Below are 18,452 nucleotides of genomic sequence, written 5' to 3' on the forward strand. Positions count from 1 at the left end.
ACTATATATCTGAGACAGTTAAGATGGGCAATTCTTGAATTTCAAGATTGGAGATTTTGATGGTCAAAACCTCCAATCACTGTTAATTAACTTCTGAGACTAACGCCAAATTTCTCCACTAAAGCTTCACGAACCTTATTATGTACAGGCTCAACTTCAGTATCAGTAAGAGTGCGATCGCTCCCTCGATATACTAGACGAAAAGCTAAACTCCGTTGTCCTGGGGGGACATTTTCACCACGATATTCATCAAACAATTCTACAGATTCCAGCAGTCCCTTTGCGGCTTTGTGAATAGATTTTTCAATTTCTGCCACCGAGACGTTTACAGGTGCGTAGAATGCAATATCGCGATCGCTCGCTGGATAGGTAGAATAAGCCACAAAAGTGGGAATGAGAATTTCATCTTGATCAATGGCATCCAACAACACATTAACATCTAGCTGGAACACATAGACAGAATCAGGTAAACCCCGCTCCTGTCGTAATTGGGGATGAAGTTGCCCAAATATACCCAGTCTGTTACCACCCACCCACAAAGAAGCAGTGCGTCCTGGGTGTAAACGCTGATCGCGACAATCTGGTTGATACTCTACCTTTAAATTGAGTGCATTAAAAACACTTTCCAAAATACCTTTGGCATCAAACCAGGTCATAGGTTGTTCACGACCGCCTTTTGACCACTTACCCAAAAACCTGTCCCCTCCCATAATACCAGCGATCGCATCGGTTTCTTCCAAACCATCTTCTTCTTCCCAGAAAATGCGCCCCATGTCAAAACCATTCAGAGAACCATTTCCTTGCTCTAAATTGTATTGAAAAGCATCAATCAAACCGGATATCAAATCAGTTCGCAGTGCCGAATATTCCCCAAACAAGGGATTACTTAAAACAATTTGTCTATCATCCCCTGGTTTGACCAAAGAATAATGCATCACTTCAGTTAATCCTTCCGCCCTGAGAATAGCGCGTAACTTCCGGATTAACTCTTGATCTACGGGTAAATAACCAGCCTCCGACTTTTCTGGCAGAGTATCACAAAAATTGTCATAGCCATAGAGACGGGCTAACTCCTCAATCAAATCAATTTCCCGTTCTAAATCACGGTAACGATAGGGCGGTACTGTCACCCTCCAAGTTTGTTCACCCGTAGAAGTTAGGTTACATCCCAAAGCAGACAGAATGCGTTCCACATCAGCGGCGGTAATTTCTCCGGTATCCTCTCCCAAATCCACAGGACCGAGCACCTGATTAACTCGGTCAAGACGTAGAGATATAGAACGACTCCAAGTAGATGGGTCTGGGCGAGTGTCAGCAATTTCCTGTTGGACAATCACCCCACCAGCTAATTCACTCATCAGAGATAAAGCACGGTTACAAGCTATTTCTAACTCAGCCCTATTAACACCCCGTTCATATCTTCCCGAAGCCTCACTTCTTAACCCCACACTCCGAGCAGAACGACGAATAACCACAGAATCAAACAAAGCAGCTTCTAAAACAATACTGTGAGTACCGTCATAGACTTCTGTTTCCTCTCCACCCATCACACCCGCCAGCGCAACCGGTGTATTGTTAACAGTAATTAACAAATTTTGGCTTGACAATTTGCGCGTTACCCCATCCAGGGTTTTCAAAGATTCCCCAGCAGTAGCAAAGCGAACACCAACAGTCAGACCCTCACCGCCCCCAACAGATTGTAAACGGTCTTTGTCAAAGGCGTGTAGTGGTTGTCCCCATTCCCATAAAACATAGTTAGTAATATCCACAACATTATTTATAGGTCTTACCCCAGCCGCCCGTAAACGCTGTTGCAACCAATCAGGAGAAGGGGCAATTTTCAGTTGTGCAACTACAGTACCAATATAAGCAGGGCAAGCCTGGGTATCAGCAACTTTTAATTTTAAATTACTAGCACCCCTGGATACTGATGTAGTCTCAGGTTGAGGTATACTTAACTTACCGCCAGTCAAAGCCGCCACTTCCCTGGCTATCCCTACCATACACAGAGCATCAGCACGGTTAGCAGTAGCAGTAACGTCTAAAATTACATCATCTAGACCTAATAACGGACGCACATCACTACCCAAAGGTAGATTTTCCTGGGGGAAAATATGGATTCCATCCACATCACTAGGTAAGCCCAGTTCTTTTAAAGAACAAATCATACCTTGAGAAGGGACACCGCGCAACTTTGCCGGCTTAATTTTTAAATCGATATTTGGTAAATAAGTACCAGTAGTAGCCACTGGTACGTAAATACCCGCCTTGACATTAGGCGCACCACAGACAATATTTAAAGTCTCAGATGCGCCGATATCCACTTGACAAACACTTAATTTATCAGCGTTGGGGTGGGGTTGACGCTCAAGCACTTTACCCACAACCACGCCATTAGCCCAAGTTTGGCGATCTTCGATCTCTTCCACTTCAAACCCAGCCATTGTCAGGGTTTGTGCTAATTCTTCTGGACTCAGTTTAATTTCTACCAGTTCCCGCAGCCAATTTAGAGAAATACGCATGGAGTGTGCTTACTTGTTGAAATATTGTCGAGTGCTGTAGAGACGGAATTAAGGTATCTCTAACAAAGAGGGAGAATACTAATATCTAGTTTTTACCTAGCCTCTTTTGCATCTTGAATCATCCTACCGAAAATTTGGGGTGAGAGCGTCCCAGTTTTATGGCGAGTTGAGCAAAGATTTTTGTTGACACTCCCCCCTGAGTTTGTTACTTGATTGATTTACAATCATAAGTATTACTAAAATCAACGTAAAATCACTGACTAAGTTGATGGTATGATTTAATCAATCAGAACCAGGACAACAGCAGGTAAAGGGTGAGGGACTAAGTGGCCAAGAAACAAACTAAATCTAAAGCTGGTAGCACTAACTTGGGCTTTGAAGAGAAATTATGGCAAGCTGCGGATAAATTGCGGGGTCACTTAGATGCTGCTGAGTATAAACACGTTGTCTTGGGTTTGATTTTCCTTAAGTACATCTCTGATGCTTTTAATGAACTCTACGATAAATTAGCACAGGATGAATACGCCGACCCCGAAGATCGGGACGAATACAAGGCGGAAAATGTATTTTATGTTCCCATACCTGCACGATGGTTACATTTCCAGGGTAACGCTAAAAACCCACGGATTGGGCAATTAGTTGATCAAGGGATGGAAGCCATAGAAAAGGAAAATCCCTCTCTCAAAGGTGTATTACCCATTGATAATATAGTTTACCTGAAGGGGAGACAAACAAGGCTGAAAGCAAGGCAGTGTCAAGAATGTGACGATTTATGGTAGAAAAAGATAGGTCAAGTATTGTCAATAAGACCTATCTAATGAAAATGATACCAACATTTTATCAAAACTATATCAGAAGTCAATTAAGTCTAGGAGAATACCTGTTGTTAAAAATCCTGCTCGATATTTTACAATCAATCAAACAGGTGAGTTTAGAAACTTTAGCGAATGCGCTACCAATACCCATAAAATTTCAAAGCAGACGCAAAAAAATACAAAGATTTTTATCATCACCAAAATTAACAATAAAGAAAATATGGTTGCCAATAATTGAAGTTTGGTTAGAGACATACTTTGAAAACAAAGAAACAATATATCTAGTAATAGACCGGACTAAATGGTCATGTATAAATTTATTCATGATAAGCATAGTGTGGGACAAACGAGCAATACCGATATATTTTGAATTATTGAAGCAAAAAGGAAATAGTAATCTCAAACAACAAACAGAAGCGTTGACCGAGATTTTGGCGATAGTAAAAAAATATAAAATATGTGTGTTAGGAGATAGAGAATTTTGTTCGGTAAAATTAGCAAATTGGTTGAATCAGCAAGGTTTAAGCTTTTGTTTAAGGTGAAGAAAAAATGAATTTATCAAAAAAGAATCGGAGATTTGGTTAGAGTTGAAAGATTTGGGTTTAGCACCAGGATTATCATTATTTTTACCAGGAGTTAAAGTCACGAAACTTAAAGGTTTTGGATATTTTAATTTAGCCTGTAAATGGAAACGGAAGCTCAAGGGTATAGCACCAAAATAAGGATGGTTGATTCTCACAGATTTACCAGAGCTAGGAGCAGCCATTACAGCTTATAAACAACGCTTTTAACTTGAAGAAATGTTTAGAGATTTTAAAACAGTAGGCTATAATTTAGAAGATACAAAAGTCACGGGAGAAGGGTTGATTTCACTAATTTTGTTAATAGCTATTGCCTACACATCAGCGACAATTCAAGGACAACAGATTAAACGCAAGGGTGTACAAGAATATGTCGGAAGAGTTAAAGAAAAGAGCCGTAGTACCAGACGACATAGCAGTTTTTATATTGGTCTATATGGTTATACTTGGGTCATTCTTATGGATAATTGTCAATCTTTGGTAGCCCAATTAATGAGACTAAATCCTAATAAGCGCAAGTATTATCAACAAGGTCTAAGAGCTATGAACCTTATACAGTCGGTCTTTTAGTTTATTTTGTCCCCCCTTCAGCAGAAAAGCAAAAAGACTTTCATCTGATATACGAAGTAAATTTAGAAATTCTAATGACAGAAGAGAAAATAGAGACACCTATGTCAGTTATGTTGATGAACATCCTCTTAATTTAGATTGTTTTAAAAGATTTATTTTTCACCTGAATGAATGCTTTCCTGATTCTGGACATGATCAGGTAGAAGTAGTGCTAGATAGAGGATATTTTTAATTGGAAGGTAATTTTATCAAGTCCATCGGTGTGATGCTGTTTAATAGTCTCACCCGTCGTCGTCAACGTGGTAACACCGAACTAGCTACTGAGTCGTAATTTTTTGGAGTTGGAGTGACTATATATGGGGGTAGTGGCCCTGTGATTGTTTTCTGTATATGAAGACAACCAGAGGGAAATTACCCCCAAAACCTGATCTTGGCCATCTATCTTTTTCTGTTACGAGTTAGTAAGTGAAGTACGTAAACTATCAATCCTATAAATCCTAACTCCTGTCTTAAAAACTGCCTAAGTTGTTTATGATTACGAACCCTGCCAAAATCTTGTAAATAGTTCTCCAAATATTGGATCTCCCTTATTTCTCCTTGTAACAATGACAATTGATGGTTTGAATTCGTCAACTCCACACGGGTATTATCTACCTGTTGCAGTAGGTTTCTAATTTCGTCTAAACCTCCTATACCGTCTATTTCACTCTTAATAGACTCAAGTTGTGTTAAAATGCCTTTGGCATTGTCAATAATTAATATTGCTTGTTCCACAAAACTGGTAACACCAATTTCCTCCAGTTCTCTTTTTGCTTCCCTTAATTCTTTGAGAATACTGCCAAAACTTTGTAAATATTCTAAGTTCTGGGATACTTGAGCCTCAATATTTTGATTATATCTATCAATTTGTGAGATAGCCTGATTAATGCTTGCAGCATTAGCAGTAGATATTGCCAGATTGTCTTCCTTAATTTGTTGAGATTGCTCTAAATAATTTTGTGTTGTTAGTAAAATTTTCTGGGATTCTGCTCTGACATTATTTACATCTTCCAAAATTAATATTGCTTGTTCCACAAGACTGGTAACACCAATTTCCTCCAGTTCTCTTTTTGCTTCCTTTAATTCCCTGAGAATATTGCTAAAACTTTGTAAATTTTCTAAGTTCTGGGATACTTGAGCTTCAATATTTTGATTATATCTATCAATCTGTGAGATGGACTCATTAATGCTTCTAGCATTAGCAGTAGATATTGCCAGATTGTCTTCCTTAATTTGTTGAGATTGCTCTAAATAATTTTGTGTTGTTAGTAAAATCATCCGGGATTCTGCTGTAAGATTATTTACATCTTCCAAAATTAATCTTGCTTGTTCCACAAGACTGGTAACACCAATTTCCTCCAGTTCTCTTTTTGCTTGCGTTAATTCATCGAGAAGATTGCCACAACTTTCTACAGCTTCTAAATTCCGGGATACTTGAGCGTCAAGTTGTCGAATATTTGTTTCAAGAGTTTGTAAATCTTCTAATCTCTGAGATAGTTGATCTCCAATTTCTCCGGCTTCCCTTTGAGATTCTATAAGTTGATCACGGCTAGTGCGAACTTCAGCAATTACAATTCTTATTTCCTCAACTTCTTTGGCTTGTTCAAGAATTGCGTTGGCTCTGTGTAGAGAATTATCAATTACCTCGGTGAGTTTTTTAAGGTCTTTAGCAAGTTCTAAATCTGTCCGGTTTTGATCATTAGTCATTGGTTTCTCCTTGAGAAATTTGGTTTATAGCAGCTTGGCACAGGACAGATACAATGGAACCATGTTGATGGGCAATTATATCTCGGAATGGATAATCTTGAGGAATATCTTCACCAATCCTCATTCTCACTCTAGCCCCTTCATATATCAGTCCTTGTTGCTCAAGTTCATTTGCAATGCGCTCTACTACAGACCGATATTCTTCCGGGTTGCTTTCCTGTAATTGGGATATTTCTTCTACTGCATCCCAGTATCTACCTAAAGCCCTTAATAATAGGCATTTCAGGGGAACGATATCAATGGGACTCCAAAAAGTACTAGGTTGCTGTTGTTCTAATTCTCTTAATTCTGTTAATTCTTGCAGAATAATTTCATCCTTTTGAGATTCATCCTTTTGAGATTCATCCTTTTGAGATTCATCCTTTTGAGATTCATCCTTTTGAGATTCATCCTTTTGAGATTCATCCTTTTGAGATTCATCCTTTTGAGATTCATCCTTTTGAGATTCATCCTTTTTAGGTGATCTTAAAAATTCTATAGCTTTCTGCTCAATTTCTAATACTGTTTGATTGTCAAGCCTGGCTGCTCTCAAAGCCGCATAGGTATCCCAGTAAATTCTCAAAGGCTGACTGCGTAAACGTTCATAAATGAGGTTAGATATTCTATCTGGATCTTGAAATACCTGTTCTCCATTAGCAAACTCTGTAATCCATGCTAATGGTTGATCAGCATTAGAAAAATTGAAAACCTGACATTGATTAAAATGGGTTCTACCAATGCGCTTAATTTCATCAGTAGTGGTAAGGATTAGTAATCTATAACGAGGTCTAGTAAAAATTGTATATAAATTACTTGCTTCTTCCATTGATAGTGTTCCTTGTCCCTGGAATACGGAAAAAGCCACACAAGCGTCAAACTCCCTCCCTTTAGCTTCCGTAACCTTCAGGTAATCTATTCCCGGTTTCTGATCTTCTGGAGGAATATGAGCAATATCTTGATGGATTAACTTGACACGGCTAGAAAGCTCTTGCAGAACAGAGCGATCATCTCGATCATCTTGATTTGATGTGTATCTTACCCTCTTACTGAGTCGAGAGAGAACTTGTGATAATTCTTCTGGTGAGTTGCATTCTAAAATCCTTACGGGTTCACCCTCTTCAAAACAGTTTTTAGGATCACTGGGATGAGGTAAATGTTCTCCGTCTTTTTGTAAGTTAGCTGCTTGTGCAAAATCGTGAAAAATATTGGCAAATTCTAAAATACGCTGGGTATTGCGATAATTGTATGTCAGAGAATGTGTTATATTCAGTTGTAATTGTCCCCAATGAAAACCAGTGGGTTGAATCCTTTGATTCATATCTCCTAACAGCCAGAGGACATGAGAATGGCTATGTTGATGCCATCTTAACAACATTTGTTTGATAGCTTCAATTTCAGCCATTAAATAATCTTGAGCTTCATCAAATATCAACAGCGTTGTAATTCCTGCTGGTGGAGGAATAGTTTTTGTAATTTCTCTTAACCCATCTAGCCAAGTTTTTTTATCTCCTAGTATTTCTTTCCAGTTGTTTATATTAACTCCTCCTACCCTGGTGAGCGCATCTTTATTTTCTTTTAAATTATTTCCGTTGAGCACAAACGCCCTAAATAACACTAAATCCCGATATTTGATTTCGTCAGAGTGACCAATTATATGAACTCTTCGGAGTTCTTGTTGTAAAGCAGTTAACTCTTCTTCATCCGTGGCAATCTGAGCATATATGTTTGGTTCCGCCTGCTGCAACCACTCTTTAAAAGTACCTAGGAAAAAATTTGCCCTTTGGTCTTGTGAATTTAAATCTTGGTCCTGTAAAATTGATTTTATCTCGGTAAAGTTTTCCAGATCAGAGCGTAAAGCTTCGGGAACAATTAAGGCAACATTCCAACCTGCTGTTTTGAATAATTCACAAGCTATTAAAGCAGCACATACCGTTTTACCTGTACCTGGTGCGCTCTGTAATAAAAAACTATTAATTTCAATATGATTTGGTGGTGCGGAGGTTATTAATTGCTGATAAATTGCTTGTTGCTCAGGAGTAAGAAGAGGTGAATACAAGTAACCACCATAAACAAACTCATACCAAGAAGTAACTCGTTTATGATCAAATTGGTAAGTGGGGAGATGCCGTACACGTGTTGGTTCAATTCCCAGTAGCTCGGCTAGTGTGATCGCACCTTCTGGATTTATATCAATGGGGATTTTTTTATAAACATCACGTCTTAACCCCGCCGCAATTACTAAAATTTCATAATTATTTTGAGTCCAAACAACTCTAATATCACCTCTTCTAGTGCGCCATAAATCTTGGTATCCCCGTAATTTTTTTTTATCTCCCAGGTTTCCCTGACTCAGGTCTGTCAAGACTTGTGCTATATCCTCAAAATAATTATGTAACTTGAGGATATGCCGAATAACAGCCCTGGTGATTTTGATAGTATAATTACACATGAAATACTCGAAGTAATGTCAACTATGTAAAAATTTAGTCTAAGTTCCAGTTTATCATGAGTATATAATTTTTGTCGCGCAGGGAGTAAAGGTAGTATATAATGTCCGGTAAAATACCAGTAACAGTGATTACAGGTTTTTTAGGCAGTGGTAAGACTAGCCTAATTCGCCACCTACTACAAAACAACCAAGGTCGCCGTATTGCGGTGTTAGTCAATGAGTTTGGGGAACTGGGTATTGATGGTGAGTTGTTAAAATCCTGTGAGATTTGCCCTGAAGATGGGGAACAGGGGAGTAATATCTTTGAGTTAACTAACGGCTGCTTATGCTGTACTGTGCAAGAAGAGTTTTATCCCACGATGCAGCAGTTAATTAAGCGACGAGATAGCATTGACTGTATTTTGATTGAAACTTCTGGTTTAGCTTTACCGAAACCTTTAGTTAAAGCCTTTCGCTGGCAAGAAATTCGCGCCGCTGCTACAGTGGATGCAGTAATTACCGTGGTAGACTGTGCGGCGGTAGCATCAGGTACATTTGCTAGCGACCCGGAGGCTATAGCTGCTCAACGCCAAGCAGATGATAGCCTAGAACATGAAACACCCTTACAAGAACTGTTTGAGGACCAATTGGCCTGTGCAGATTTGGTGGTGTTGAATAAAACTGATTTAGTGGATCTGGAGACAAAGCTGGAAGTTGAGGAACTAATTAAGCAAGAGTTACCCAGAGTGGTGAAGATTGTGGAAAGCGATCGCGGTCAAGTGGATGCTTCCATCTTACTGGGATTTCAAGCCGCAGTTGAAGATAATTTAGATAGTCGTCCCAGTCATCACGACACGGAGGAAGACCACGAACACGACGAAGAAATTACCTCAACTCACGTAGTATTAGACCGGAGCTTTGACCCAGAAAAGCTACAACAGCAACTGCAACAACTAGCACATCAACAAGAAATCTATCGGATTAAAGGCTTTGTCTCCGTACCGAATAAATCTATGCGCTTAGTAATGCAAGGTGTAGGAACGCGGTTTGACAAATTCTACGATCGCCCCTGGAAAGTCCAAGAACCTAAACAAACCAGTTTAGTTTTCATTGGTCGTGATTTGAAACCTGCGGAAATAGCATCCCAATTAGTAGCTTTATAATCACCCCTAATTGTATGAATATCTCTCAACTATTTGACATTGCCAATATTTTCGTTTTACCCTTTTGGGCGTTAATGATTTTCTTACCTAACTGGAAATTTACACGGTGGGTAATGGGATCATATCTACCTTTTGTAGTTTTAGCTAGTGCATATTTGTATCTGTTTGTCAATAGTATTACCCCAGAAAATGCTGCCGCTTTATCTAATCCCCAGTTAGCAGATATTGCGCGATTTTTTACTAATGAAACAGCAGCTGCAACAGGATGGATTCATTTCCTGGTCATGGATTTATTTGTAGGTCGTTGGATATATTTAGAGGGTCAGAAAACAGGTATCTGGACAATTCATTCTCTGGCTTTATGTTTGTTTGCTGGACCTCTAGGTTTATTATCTCATATAGTCACCTACTGGATCACTAGGGCATTTTTCCCCAATTCACAGACTAAGGATGTGGGAGAACCAGCGGTTTCTGTTAGCAATTAGAGTTAGTGACCAGATGTGCAAAGTTGAGGATGTCGATAATTGGGATCAACCCAACAAAGCGGTAGGCTTTCACCAGAGGGAAATACAAGATTCTGTTTTTGATAGGTTTCCGGTTCTTGTTCTTCTTGACCTAATTGGTCTTGGGCGCGGATGACCCGACTATTAGGATCAATTAATTCCTGAAAATCAAGGACTTTAATAATATCACCTGAATCTTTGAGTTGTAAAAACATATTCATCACCTCAATAAATTTGAAGGTACAATGGAAAATACCCCTCATCTTTTTGTTGGGGAAGATATACCGCCTCACCTCAACCGAGCAGAACTTAAATCTGGCGTTGATATTTCTCTAAAATATCTACCAAGTTGACTTGACATTGTAGTGGGAGGAGATCATTTAAAGGTAATTCTTTCCTCCCACCGCCAATTTTGACTGGGATAGATGTTAATACTGCTATAACAGTGTCTTCATTGACAGTCTGGGAAGTAATTAAGGGATACATCTGTTCAGCAACTACAGTATGCAGTTTCGCATCAGATAAATAAAGATGCCATTTGGCAATATCTATATATACCGCTTCGCCAATTTCAGCAGCTAGGGCTTCCAGTATTTCAGCGGTGTTGGTTGTAGCCATAAAAATCACCTTATATCAACAAAGAGCGTTAAATGTCAGGGTTTCTCACATGATCGCACAATTATGTATTGGGATCTACCACCACAGGTTACAATCCCCCTAGCCGCAATAATCAATCTTCAGGTAGATTTGGGTGGAGTTTCGCTATAGTTGGCGATCGCACTAATATAAATCAGATGCACCAACAATACTAATATCCAACCTGCGGTTAACCAGGGTAGCCATTCCCAGGTGGCCGATTTTAAGTTGTGGACAAACCATAAACCGGAATTAACAGCCGTAGTCAATGCTACATGGACAGCAAAATTCATCCGGTCATCTAACTTGCGGAAATCTGGATCTTTGCGGTCGGGTTTGCGAGGCCAACGAGGAGGCATAAGGATTTATTTGAGACTTGAGCCATGTACTTACTCAACTTTAGCAGACACATTCACCATCTGTGCTTACCCCTCATGATTCAGGTGTGTTAGTTCGGCAGAATTAAATAAAAAATGGCCTTGCATTATTTTCATAGTAGTGTTAAGATTATTTTGTTGTAAGGGTGTGTAGCTCAGCGGACTAGAGCACGTGGCTACGGACCACGGTGTCGGGGGTTCGAATCCCTCCTCGCCCGTTAAGAAAGGCAGAAATGATTTTTACTTTTAAAAATCACTTTTGCCTTTTCCTATACTTGGAATTATCTATCTAAGGCGTAACTATCTTCACCACGCCCCAAGGCAAAGCGGAGAGAATTATTCAGGTTATGACTGGACTGGGTGAGAAATATAATCATGGCTAGAAAAGTCAAAGCAGCACCATAACCAAACATCTGGCGGTAACCTACTTGTTCAGCAATGACACCCAGAACCGGACCCGCGACCCCAATACCAACATCTAATCCTACTAAAGAGACGCCAAATATCCGCCCGCGTTCGTGGGGTTGGGCGCGGTCTGTCATCATCGCCGCCATCATGGGAATTACAGTTCCCGAAGCAGCACCTTGGACAAATGCTGAGAGTAAGAAAATAGGGGCGCTGTTAGCTCGCCATATACCCACCATGGCTAAGGTGAAGGCAATTAAGCTCAGGGTGATAAATAAACCCCGTCCATATTTATCAGAAGCGCGGCCAATAAATAGCCTGACATTAAAACTGGCGATCGCCGCTACTGTGTAAAATAGTCCTGGGTTCAAATCTACATTAGTGGATTTGATAAATAATGGCACAAAAGTATGTAAAGTTCCTAAAACCATACCAATCAACAGCATGACTATTGCCGGAACACGCACACGAGGAGCCCATAATAATCGCCAGAATAGATTATTTTCAGGGTTATTGTCCAGCTGGTGAGCCACAGATGGATTCCCCAGGGGGACAATACATAACATTCCCGCAAAACCCAAAGCCGCGGACAACAGAAATAAGGGAGTATAACCAGCAGCAGCTTGTAAATATCCCCCCATAGCTGGGCCAATAGCCACACCAAGGGGATTGACTAAACTCATGTAGCCAATCACCTCACCGCGATTGTGAGGAGGGGCTAAATCTCCCACCAATGCTACATAAGCAGTACCAAAAGCGGCAATACTGATACCGTGAAAGGCGCGTAACACCATTAATGGGATAATTGACTTTGCTAACACATAACCCAGAGGTGCAATAGCCACTGCTGACATCCCAATGAGCAACACAATCTTACGACCCCGACGGTCTGCTAAACTACTACACCAAGGGCGAAATAGTAGCATCCCGATGGCAAAACTGCCCATAACAATGCCAATCTCTTGACTGGTAGCGCCAATATCTTCGATATATAGGGGCAGAGTGGGTAATAATGAGGCAATGCTAGACCAGAATAATAAACCTGCGGTAAACAAAATCAGCAGGTTACGTCTAAGTTGGCTGTCTAAGGTCTGAATAGCTTTCAAAATAAATGTCAGTTTAGTTCCAGAGTGTTTCTCATATTGTTACGTTACTTAACATTTTTGGCTACTACTTCCCGCACCCGATAGATGGGACGACCTTGGGATTCATGGTAAGTACGCATCAATAACTCAGCCAACAGACCAAAGCAAAACAACTGCATCCCAGTGACTAACAGCAGCACCGCCAAAATTAACAAAGGGCGACTACCAATTGACTCCCCTAAAGCCAATTTAATAAAACTCAAGTAAATACCCAGCAGCATACCTGTAACTATAGATCCCAATCCCAGCAACCCGAAAACGTGCATGGGACGGGTGAGAAACTTCTTCATGAAGTAAATAGTTAACAAATCCATCATGACGCGAAAGGTGCGCCAAATACCATACTTACTGCGGCCAAAACGCCGCGCATGATGACGTACGGGAATTTCAGTAATTCGCGCCCCCTCAATGTAAGCCAAAGCCGGTAAAAATCGGTGCAGTTCCCCGTAGAGATTCATATCAGCTACAAGCTCCGACCGATAAGCCTTGAGGGAACAACCATAATCATGTAACTTGACTTCCGTCACCTTACCAATCAGCCAATTAGCAACTTGAGAAGGAATTAGGCGGGAAACTAGAGCATCTTGGCGTTGATGTCGCCAACCACTCACTAAATCATAGCCTTCTGTCAATTTAGCTAGTAATAAGGGGATATCCGCCGGATCATTTTGCAAATCAGCATCCAATGTGACAATCACTTTACCGATCGCATAATTAAACCCAGCGGCCATTGCCGCAGTTTGTCCGTAATTTCGCCGTAATAGCACCGCTTTTAAATCACTACGGATGTGGGCTTGTGACTTGAGAAATTCCGCCGATCCGTCTGTAGAACCATCATCCACGCAAATGATTTCATAACTGAAATTACTGGCGCTGACACTAGTAGCGATCGCTGCGAGCAAAAGTGGTAAACTTTCCACCTCATCCCGCACTGGTACTACCACCGAAACATCGGGGACAACTACCCCACTTGAACCATTTTCCTGATTTAAACCCTGGGAAATTAAGCCACTCCTCATATTAACGTCCTTAGTTTCTGTGTGGTTGATAACTCTGAATCACCCGACCTGCACCCCGCAGCTGGTGATAATATGACTGACTTACCCTATCCCCCTGTTCCGAGAGAATATCAATGCCAATACCATTGCGTCCCTGGTCTTTTCCCGAACTATGAATGTAAGAATTATCGCCTAAATATAGCCCTACATGAGTGGCTTTTTTTACAGTTCCAAAAAAAACTAAATCCCCTGGTTGTAATTCATTTATATGAATTTTCTGGGTAAAAGCTTCCTGTTGATAAGCATCTCTGGGTAACCAAACGCCTACCGACAAAAACGCCGCCTGCATTAACCCGGAACAGTCGTAATTCGGACCGACTGTACCACCCCACAGATAATAATTAGACTGTTCCATGGATTTTTGGGTAAAATTAATCACATCAGGGAGTAATTTTGTGATCTCAGACTGGGAAAATGATTTGGCCTGATAAAGTGTGGTAGCAGGTTGTAATATATCCAAGTCGGCACAAGATACCCACCCTGGATAGTCATCTTCACATAAATACACCTCAAATGCTGAGAACTGATGATTTAATGTGACCCGCAAATGTCGCCCTGTAGCTGCTTGAGTGCTCAGGCTTATACATTCAGGAGAATCATATAAATTCAAATTAGCAATACACTGGTATTCTTGAGCCGATGTCTTGAGGATTGGGGATTCTGAATTAGAGAGCATTCTGCAATGATTTTCTTTAGAAAAGACGAACAACTCGAAAATCTTGGTAATGATATTTTAGAGGCAACTTGGGCAACATTTCCCAGTTTAGCCCGTAACCAAGTGGCTATAACTTGGATTGTTTATGATCCTCCAGTACCTGTAAATACTGGTGGTGCTTTGACTCCTGATGCTTTTTGGAGCCCTATACCCCGTGGTTTTACTTATAGGGGGGTGGAGCGAATTTATCCCGCTAGCGTGGTCAAATTGTTTTATTTAGTCGCTGTCCACGAATGGCTGGAAAAAGGTATGACCCCACCCTGTCAGGAGTTGGAACGCGCCTTAACTGATATGATTGTGGACTCTAGCAATGATGCTACTAGCTTAATTGTAGATGTCCTGAGTGGCACTACTTCCGGTCCAGAGTTACCAAGCGCACCCTTTGAAACTTGGAAATATCAACGTCATATTATTAACCGCTATTACCAGTCTTTGGGTTGGGAAGAGTTGGAGACAATTAATATTTGTCAAAAAACTTGGGGTGATGGTCCCTATGGTAGGGAACGAGCATTTTATGGGGAAATGCTTGATAATCGCAATATGGTGACCACTAATGCCACGGCTAAGTTAATTCATACTATTGTAGGTGGGGTGGCAGTGTCTAGTAAGCGATCGCAAGCCATGATGAATTTGCTCAAACGTAGTCTTAACCCCAATCATTTACCCACCGATGTAGAAGAGGATCAGGTAACAGGTTTCTTGGGGGGTGGACTTCCCCAAAATACTCAAATTTGGTCAAAAGCCGGTTGGACAAGTCAAGTTCGTCATGACGCAGCTTATATTGAGTTATCAGAACAGCTTCCCTACATCTTAGTTGTATTTACTGAAGGTAAAGCTAACGCCAAACGCCGGGATATCTTACCTTTTATTTCTGGGCTATTTGCCAAGGGGATGAGTAATTTATAATTTGTAATTCGTAAGAACACAGATACAAGGGAATATTACTAATATTCGGTTGTATTAATCTGTTTTTCTGAGGATTTATCAACCCTCAGCCCCACCCTCTCCTGAACTAGGGGAGGGCTTAATAATCTTGTTAATTATTGAACCTGGGATAGATTTAGAGATAATTGATTCAGGATTATATTAAAATATATGACACAAAATTTTTAAGTAAGTATGATCCTAAATGAATGGTTATGATGGCAAAATATCGAATCATGACTTACTATTGAGTTATTTATATTTAGTTAGCCATGACATTGCCTGAGCCGCCAAATAATTTTGGAGATAATCATTCGCCAAAGTCATATCAGCCACGGTTGCCAGAAAGAAGATGGCAGAGATTATTGTTAGCTTCTATACTAATTATTGCAGGTGGTAGCGCTATATTTTGGCGTGTTTTGACTCCTACACATCAAGCAGTACCTACTAATATTAAAACTCCCGGCGTCAGGGTCAAGGTGTTAACAGTACGCTCTGGTATAGTCGATGAAAGTTCAAATTTTGTTGCTAGCTTAAAGTCTGGGCGTTCGGTAGAGATCAAGTCGAAAATTCCCGGACAAGTTACCCAAATATTTCTCAAACCAGGGGATCAAGTTACAGCCAGAACGGCAATTATCCAAGTAGATTCTAGACCAGCAACAATTGAGCTTAATGCTACTTATCAAGCTGCTGTGTTACAACGGGAAAATGCCCGTGCTAAACTTGAGTCTCTGGAAGCAGCACGCCAATCTCAAGTTGCTGATTTACAATTGCACGAAGAGGATTATCAAAAGTATGCTTACCTAGCAACCCAGGGAGCTATCTCTCGACGTGCGCGAAATCAGTATGCTAATCGGGTGGCTACAACTAAGGCTGATCTTGGGGCGATTAATGCTCAGATTCAAAGAGAGCAACTGACTATCTCACAAGCTGAAAAAACCTTGCAACAAACCCAGTCCGAGATTCGCAGTCAACGACTCCACCCCCAGAGTTATACAATTACAGCACCTTTTAGCGGTACAGTTGGTAATATTTCTGTGAGAGTAGGTGATTTAGTCAATACTTCTACACCACTAGTTACTGTTTCTCAAAATCAACCCTTAGAACTGCATATTTTTGTCCCGGTGGAACAAAGCACCCAATTACGTCAGGGAATGGCCGTGGAAGTGTTGAATCCACAAGCTGAGGTGATAAGTAGTAGTAAAATATCTGCAATTACTCCTGATGCTAAAAATGAGCGGCGAGAAGTTTTGGTTAAAGCACTGTTTAATAATTCCGAAGGTCAGTTACGACCTGATCAATTAGTACAGGCGAGAGTGATTTGGAATCAGCGTTCTGGGGTATTAATCCCTACCAAATCAGTGTTTCGCGTAGGTGGGGAAACTTTTGTCTATGTGATGACAACAGAGGAATCACCACAAGGGATATCTCAACTTATAGCTCGCCAAAGACGGGTGCAATTAGGTAATATTAGAGATGATCATTACCAAGTTTTGGCAGGATTACAATCAGAAGATAAAATTGTTACTTCAGGCGTTTTGAATCTAAAAGATGGTATGCCAATAGTGCCTGAATAGTTTTATAATTATAGATTGATTCTTGTTTAAAAAATATCGGCTGGATCTGCTGACTTTAATTTACCCATGGCGATCGCACCGGAGATTAAACACATGCTCACTGTTAATAACAGTACAAAAATGAGTCTCTCCGGCGTGAGAAATAATGGTAATTTAGTAATATTACGGGTAAAATTATACATAAAAAACGATACTAAACCACCGGGAATAAAACCGCATATAGCTAATATTAATGTTTCCTGAAGAACAACAAACATTAAATATATATTGCGATAACCCATAGCCTTAAGTGTGGCATATTCCGGCAAGTGATCCATAACATCACTATAAATAATTTGATAAACAATAATCACACCCACTAAAAAGCCAATGGTAACACCCAGGGAAAAAATAAAACCAATCGCCCCATTTTCTCGCCAATATTGCTTTTCAAAATCAATAAATTCTTGATGGGTGAAAACTCGGACATCATCACTCAGGTAGGACTCTAAGGCTTTGGCGACTAAATCAGCATTGCTACCAGGTTTGAGGTTGATTAAACCTAAGTTAACTTGACCAGGTTTTTGTCCCGAAAAAATCCGTAAATAGTTCTGGTCACTAGTGATGACACTACCATTGGCCACAAAAGAAGCGCCCACCTCATACAAACCCTGAATTTGCACCCTACGCCCTTGTAATTCTGTGATGACGGGTTGACCTTGAGATATTTGGGCGATCGCTTGTTCATATTTTCCGCTAGAATTGCGGTCAAATAATAGAGTATGAGGATATTTAATCGTAGCCAATTGTTGATTGACTTCCGGTAAATTAAAAGCCGGGTTTTCCGGATTAAAACCAATCACTAAAATTGACTCATCTAACTTAGTTTGGGGACTCTTCCAAACACCTAAACGAACATAGACAGGATTAACCGACTCAACCTCCGACAAATTAGCAGCTTGAAACAAACGGCGACGAGGAAAACTACTCAGAAGCCCTAAGTTTTGCCCTTGGCGACTAACCAAGACTAAATCCGCTTGTAAAACTTCATGAAATCTGGTATTACTATCATATAAAGCCGACTGAAAGCCCAACTGCATCAACATCAAAAAATCAGCGAAAGTAATACCACAAATAGCGACTAAAAACCGCCCCTTTTGCTTCATTAATTGTCGCCAAGCCAAAGGGATTCTCCGTTTAAACATAAATATTTAAGATTTAAGGAAAAAAAAGGATAAAAAAACTAGAGCAACACCCAGTATGTTTATG

Annotated in this window: 15 protein-coding genes, 1 tRNA gene and 3 pseudogenes; 9 read left to right on the plus strand and 10 right to left on the minus strand. The window is 40.3% G+C overall.

Translation table 11 applies throughout. The annotated features are described in order from the left end of the window. Positions 1–86: 86 nt before the first annotated feature. The gene (gene pheT, locus NWP22_RS18045) at positions 87–2,522 is read right to left on the minus strand and encodes a phenylalanine--tRNA ligase subunit beta (RefSeq protein ID WP_271733011.1); all 2,436 of its coding nucleotides are present in this window, start codon (positions 2,520–2,522) and stop codon (positions 87–89) included. A gap of 326 nt (positions 2,523–2,848) precedes the next feature. On the opposite strand from pheT, the gene NWP22_RS18050 reads away from it, so the two are divergent. From NWP22_RS18050 to NWP22_RS18060, 4 genes and pseudogenes are all read left to right on the plus strand, one after another. Beyond that, complete coding sequence (locus tag NWP22_RS18050; RefSeq protein ID WP_271733012.1) at positions 2,849–3,301, plus strand: type I restriction-modification system subunit M N-terminal domain-containing protein; 453 nt, start codon at positions 2,849–2,851, stop codon at positions 3,299–3,301. A gap of 44 nt (positions 3,302–3,345) precedes the next feature. After that, positions 3,346–4,488: pseudogene (locus NWP22_RS18055) on the plus strand (IS4 family transposase). A gap of 34 nt (positions 4,489–4,522) precedes the next feature. Further along, positions 4,523–4,720 (plus strand): annotated as a pseudogene (locus NWP22_RS18405) (Bpu10I family restriction endonuclease); the annotation flags it as partial. Next, positions 4,721–4,819 (plus strand): annotated as a pseudogene (locus NWP22_RS18060) (biliverdin-producing heme oxygenase); the annotation flags it as partial. 107 nt (positions 4,820–4,926) lie between these two features. Here the strand turns inward: NWP22_RS18060 and NWP22_RS18065 are convergent. Both NWP22_RS18065 and NWP22_RS18070 read right to left on the minus strand, forming a co-directional pair. Continuing rightward, positions 4,927–6,234 (minus strand): coiled-coil domain-containing protein, encoded by a 1,308-nt coding sequence (locus NWP22_RS18065; protein ID WP_280802203.1) that lies wholly within the window; start codon positions 6,232–6,234, stop codon positions 4,927–4,929. After that, entirely contained in the window at positions 6,227–8,722 is a 2,496-nt protein-coding gene (locus NWP22_RS18070; protein ID WP_280802204.1) for a hypothetical protein, read from the minus strand. Before NWP22_RS18070 ends, NWP22_RS18065 begins: the two co-directional genes overlap by 8 nt. Before the next feature lie 101 nt (positions 8,723–8,823). Here NWP22_RS18070 and cobW point away from each other — a divergent pair, with 101 nt between their 5' ends. Both cobW and NWP22_RS18080 read left to right on the plus strand, forming a co-directional pair. Beyond that, positions 8,824–9,864, plus strand: coding sequence for a cobalamin biosynthesis protein CobW (cobW, locus tag NWP22_RS18075; RefSeq protein WP_271733018.1), 1,041 nt, complete (start codon positions 8,824–8,826; stop codon positions 9,862–9,864). A gap of 14 nt (positions 9,865–9,878) precedes the next feature. Next, positions 9,879–10,349 (plus strand): ABA4-like family protein, encoded by a 471-nt coding sequence (locus NWP22_RS18080; protein WP_280802205.1) that lies wholly within the window; start codon positions 9,879–9,881, stop codon positions 10,347–10,349. A 2-nt stretch (positions 10,350–10,351) separates the two neighbouring features. Here the strand turns inward: NWP22_RS18080 and NWP22_RS18085 are convergent, their stop codons facing one another. The 3 genes from NWP22_RS18085 to NWP22_RS18095 all read right to left on the minus strand — a co-directional run bounded on the left by NWP22_RS18085 (position 10,352) and on the right by NWP22_RS18095 (position 11,362). Next, on the minus strand, positions 10,352–10,582 hold the full coding sequence (locus tag NWP22_RS18085) for an acetyltransferase (RefSeq protein WP_280802206.1): 231 nt from the start codon (positions 10,580–10,582) through the stop codon (positions 10,352–10,354). A gap of 94 nt (positions 10,583–10,676) precedes the next feature. Beyond that, positions 10,677–10,985: a DUF3181 family protein gene (locus NWP22_RS18090; RefSeq protein WP_271733023.1), complete on the minus strand. Its 309-nt coding sequence runs from the start codon at positions 10,983–10,985 to the stop codon at positions 10,677–10,679. A 119-nt stretch (positions 10,986–11,104) separates the two neighbouring features. Continuing rightward, a complete protein-coding gene (locus tag NWP22_RS18095) occupies positions 11,105–11,362 on the minus strand; it encodes a 2TM domain-containing protein (RefSeq protein WP_271733024.1) in 258 nt (85 codons plus the stop codon). 162 nt (positions 11,363–11,524) lie between these two features. On the opposite strand from NWP22_RS18095, the gene NWP22_RS18100 reads away from it, so the two are divergent. Then, positions 11,525–11,598: transfer RNA gene (locus NWP22_RS18100), tRNA-Arg, on the plus strand. 63 nt (positions 11,599–11,661) lie between these two features. Here the strand turns inward: NWP22_RS18100 and NWP22_RS18105 are convergent. Genes NWP22_RS18105 through NWP22_RS18115 form a run of 3 tightly spaced genes read right to left on the minus strand, consistent with a single transcriptional unit; the run spans position 11,662 to position 14,664 of the window. Further along, on the minus strand, positions 11,662–12,891 hold the full coding sequence (locus NWP22_RS18105) for an MFS transporter (RefSeq protein ID WP_271733026.1): 1,230 nt from the start codon (positions 12,889–12,891) through the stop codon (positions 11,662–11,664). Positions 12,892–12,935: 44 nt separating this feature from the next. Beyond that, positions 12,936–13,949, minus strand: coding sequence for a glycosyltransferase family 2 protein (locus tag NWP22_RS18110; RefSeq protein ID WP_271733028.1), 1,014 nt, complete (start codon positions 13,947–13,949; stop codon positions 12,936–12,938). Positions 13,950–13,959: 10 nt separating this feature from the next. Next, entirely contained in the window at positions 13,960–14,664 is a 705-nt protein-coding gene (locus NWP22_RS18115; RefSeq protein WP_271733031.1) for a C40 family peptidase, read from the minus strand. A gap of 6 nt (positions 14,665–14,670) precedes the next feature. Here NWP22_RS18115 and NWP22_RS18120 point away from each other — a divergent pair, with 6 nt between their 5' ends. Together NWP22_RS18120 and NWP22_RS18125 are read left to right on the plus strand one after the other, a co-directional pair. Then, positions 14,671–15,609 carry a serine hydrolase gene (locus NWP22_RS18120; protein ID WP_280802207.1) on the plus strand — a complete coding sequence of 313 codons (939 nt, stop codon included), beginning with the start codon at positions 14,671–14,673 and terminating at the stop codon, positions 15,607–15,609. 290 nt (positions 15,610–15,899) lie between these two features. Further along, positions 15,900–17,204: an efflux RND transporter periplasmic adaptor subunit gene (locus NWP22_RS18125; RefSeq protein ID WP_280802208.1), complete on the plus strand. Its 1,305-nt coding sequence runs from the start codon at positions 15,900–15,902 to the stop codon at positions 17,202–17,204. A 26-nt stretch (positions 17,205–17,230) separates the two neighbouring features. On the opposite strand, the gene devC is transcribed toward NWP22_RS18125, so the two are convergent. Then, positions 17,231–18,388, minus strand: a complete 1,158-nt coding sequence (gene devC, locus NWP22_RS18130; RefSeq protein ID WP_280802209.1) for an ABC transporter permease DevC — start codon at positions 18,386–18,388, stop codon at positions 17,231–17,233. Positions 18,389–18,452: the final 64 nt, after the last annotated feature.

Origin of the sequence: Anabaenopsis tanganyikae CS-531, from assembly GCF_029891675.1 — a bacterium.
GTDB lineage: Bacteria > Cyanobacteriota > Cyanobacteriia > Cyanobacteriales > Nostocaceae > Anabaenopsis > Anabaenopsis arnoldii.

Bases quoted from the DNA above. Each gene is read 5' to 3' on its own strand.
- pheT (WP_271733011.1), bottom strand. From the start codon at position 2,522: ATGCGTATTTCTCTAAATTGGCTGCGGGAACTGGTAGAAATTAAACTG.
- NWP22_RS18065 (WP_280802203.1), bottom strand. From the start codon at position 6,234: ATGACTAATGATCAAAACCGGACAGATTTAGAACTTGCTAAAGACCTT.
- NWP22_RS18070 (WP_280802204.1), bottom strand. From the start codon at position 8,722: ATGTGTAATTATACTATCAAAATCACCAGGGCTGTTATTCGGCATATC.
- cobW (WP_271733018.1), top strand. From the start codon at position 8,824: ATGTCCGGTAAAATACCAGTAACAGTGATTACAGGTTTTTTAGGCAGT.
- NWP22_RS18080 (WP_280802205.1), top strand. From the start codon at position 9,879: ATGAATATCTCTCAACTATTTGACATTGCCAATATTTTCGTTTTACCC.
- NWP22_RS18085 (WP_280802206.1), bottom strand. From the start codon at position 10,582: ATGTTTTTACAACTCAAAGATTCAGGTGATATTATTAAAGTCCTTGAT.
- NWP22_RS18090 (WP_271733023.1), bottom strand. From the start codon at position 10,985: ATGGCTACAACCAACACCGCTGAAATACTGGAAGCCCTAGCTGCTGAA.
- NWP22_RS18095 (WP_271733024.1), bottom strand. From the start codon at position 11,362: ATGCCTCCTCGTTGGCCTCGCAAACCCGACCGCAAAGATCCAGATTTC.
- NWP22_RS18110 (WP_271733028.1), bottom strand. From the start codon at position 13,949: ATGAGGAGTGGCTTAATTTCCCAGGGTTTAAATCAGGAAAATGGTTCA.
- NWP22_RS18115 (WP_271733031.1), bottom strand. From the start codon at position 14,664: ATGCTCTCTAATTCAGAATCCCCAATCCTCAAGACATCGGCTCAAGAA.
- NWP22_RS18120 (WP_280802207.1), top strand. From the start codon at position 14,671: ATGATTTTCTTTAGAAAAGACGAACAACTCGAAAATCTTGGTAATGAT.
- NWP22_RS18125 (WP_280802208.1), top strand. From the start codon at position 15,900: ATGACATTGCCTGAGCCGCCAAATAATTTTGGAGATAATCATTCGCCA.
- devC (WP_280802209.1), bottom strand. From the start codon at position 18,388: ATGTTTAAACGGAGAATCCCTTTGGCTTGGCGACAATTAATGAAGCAA.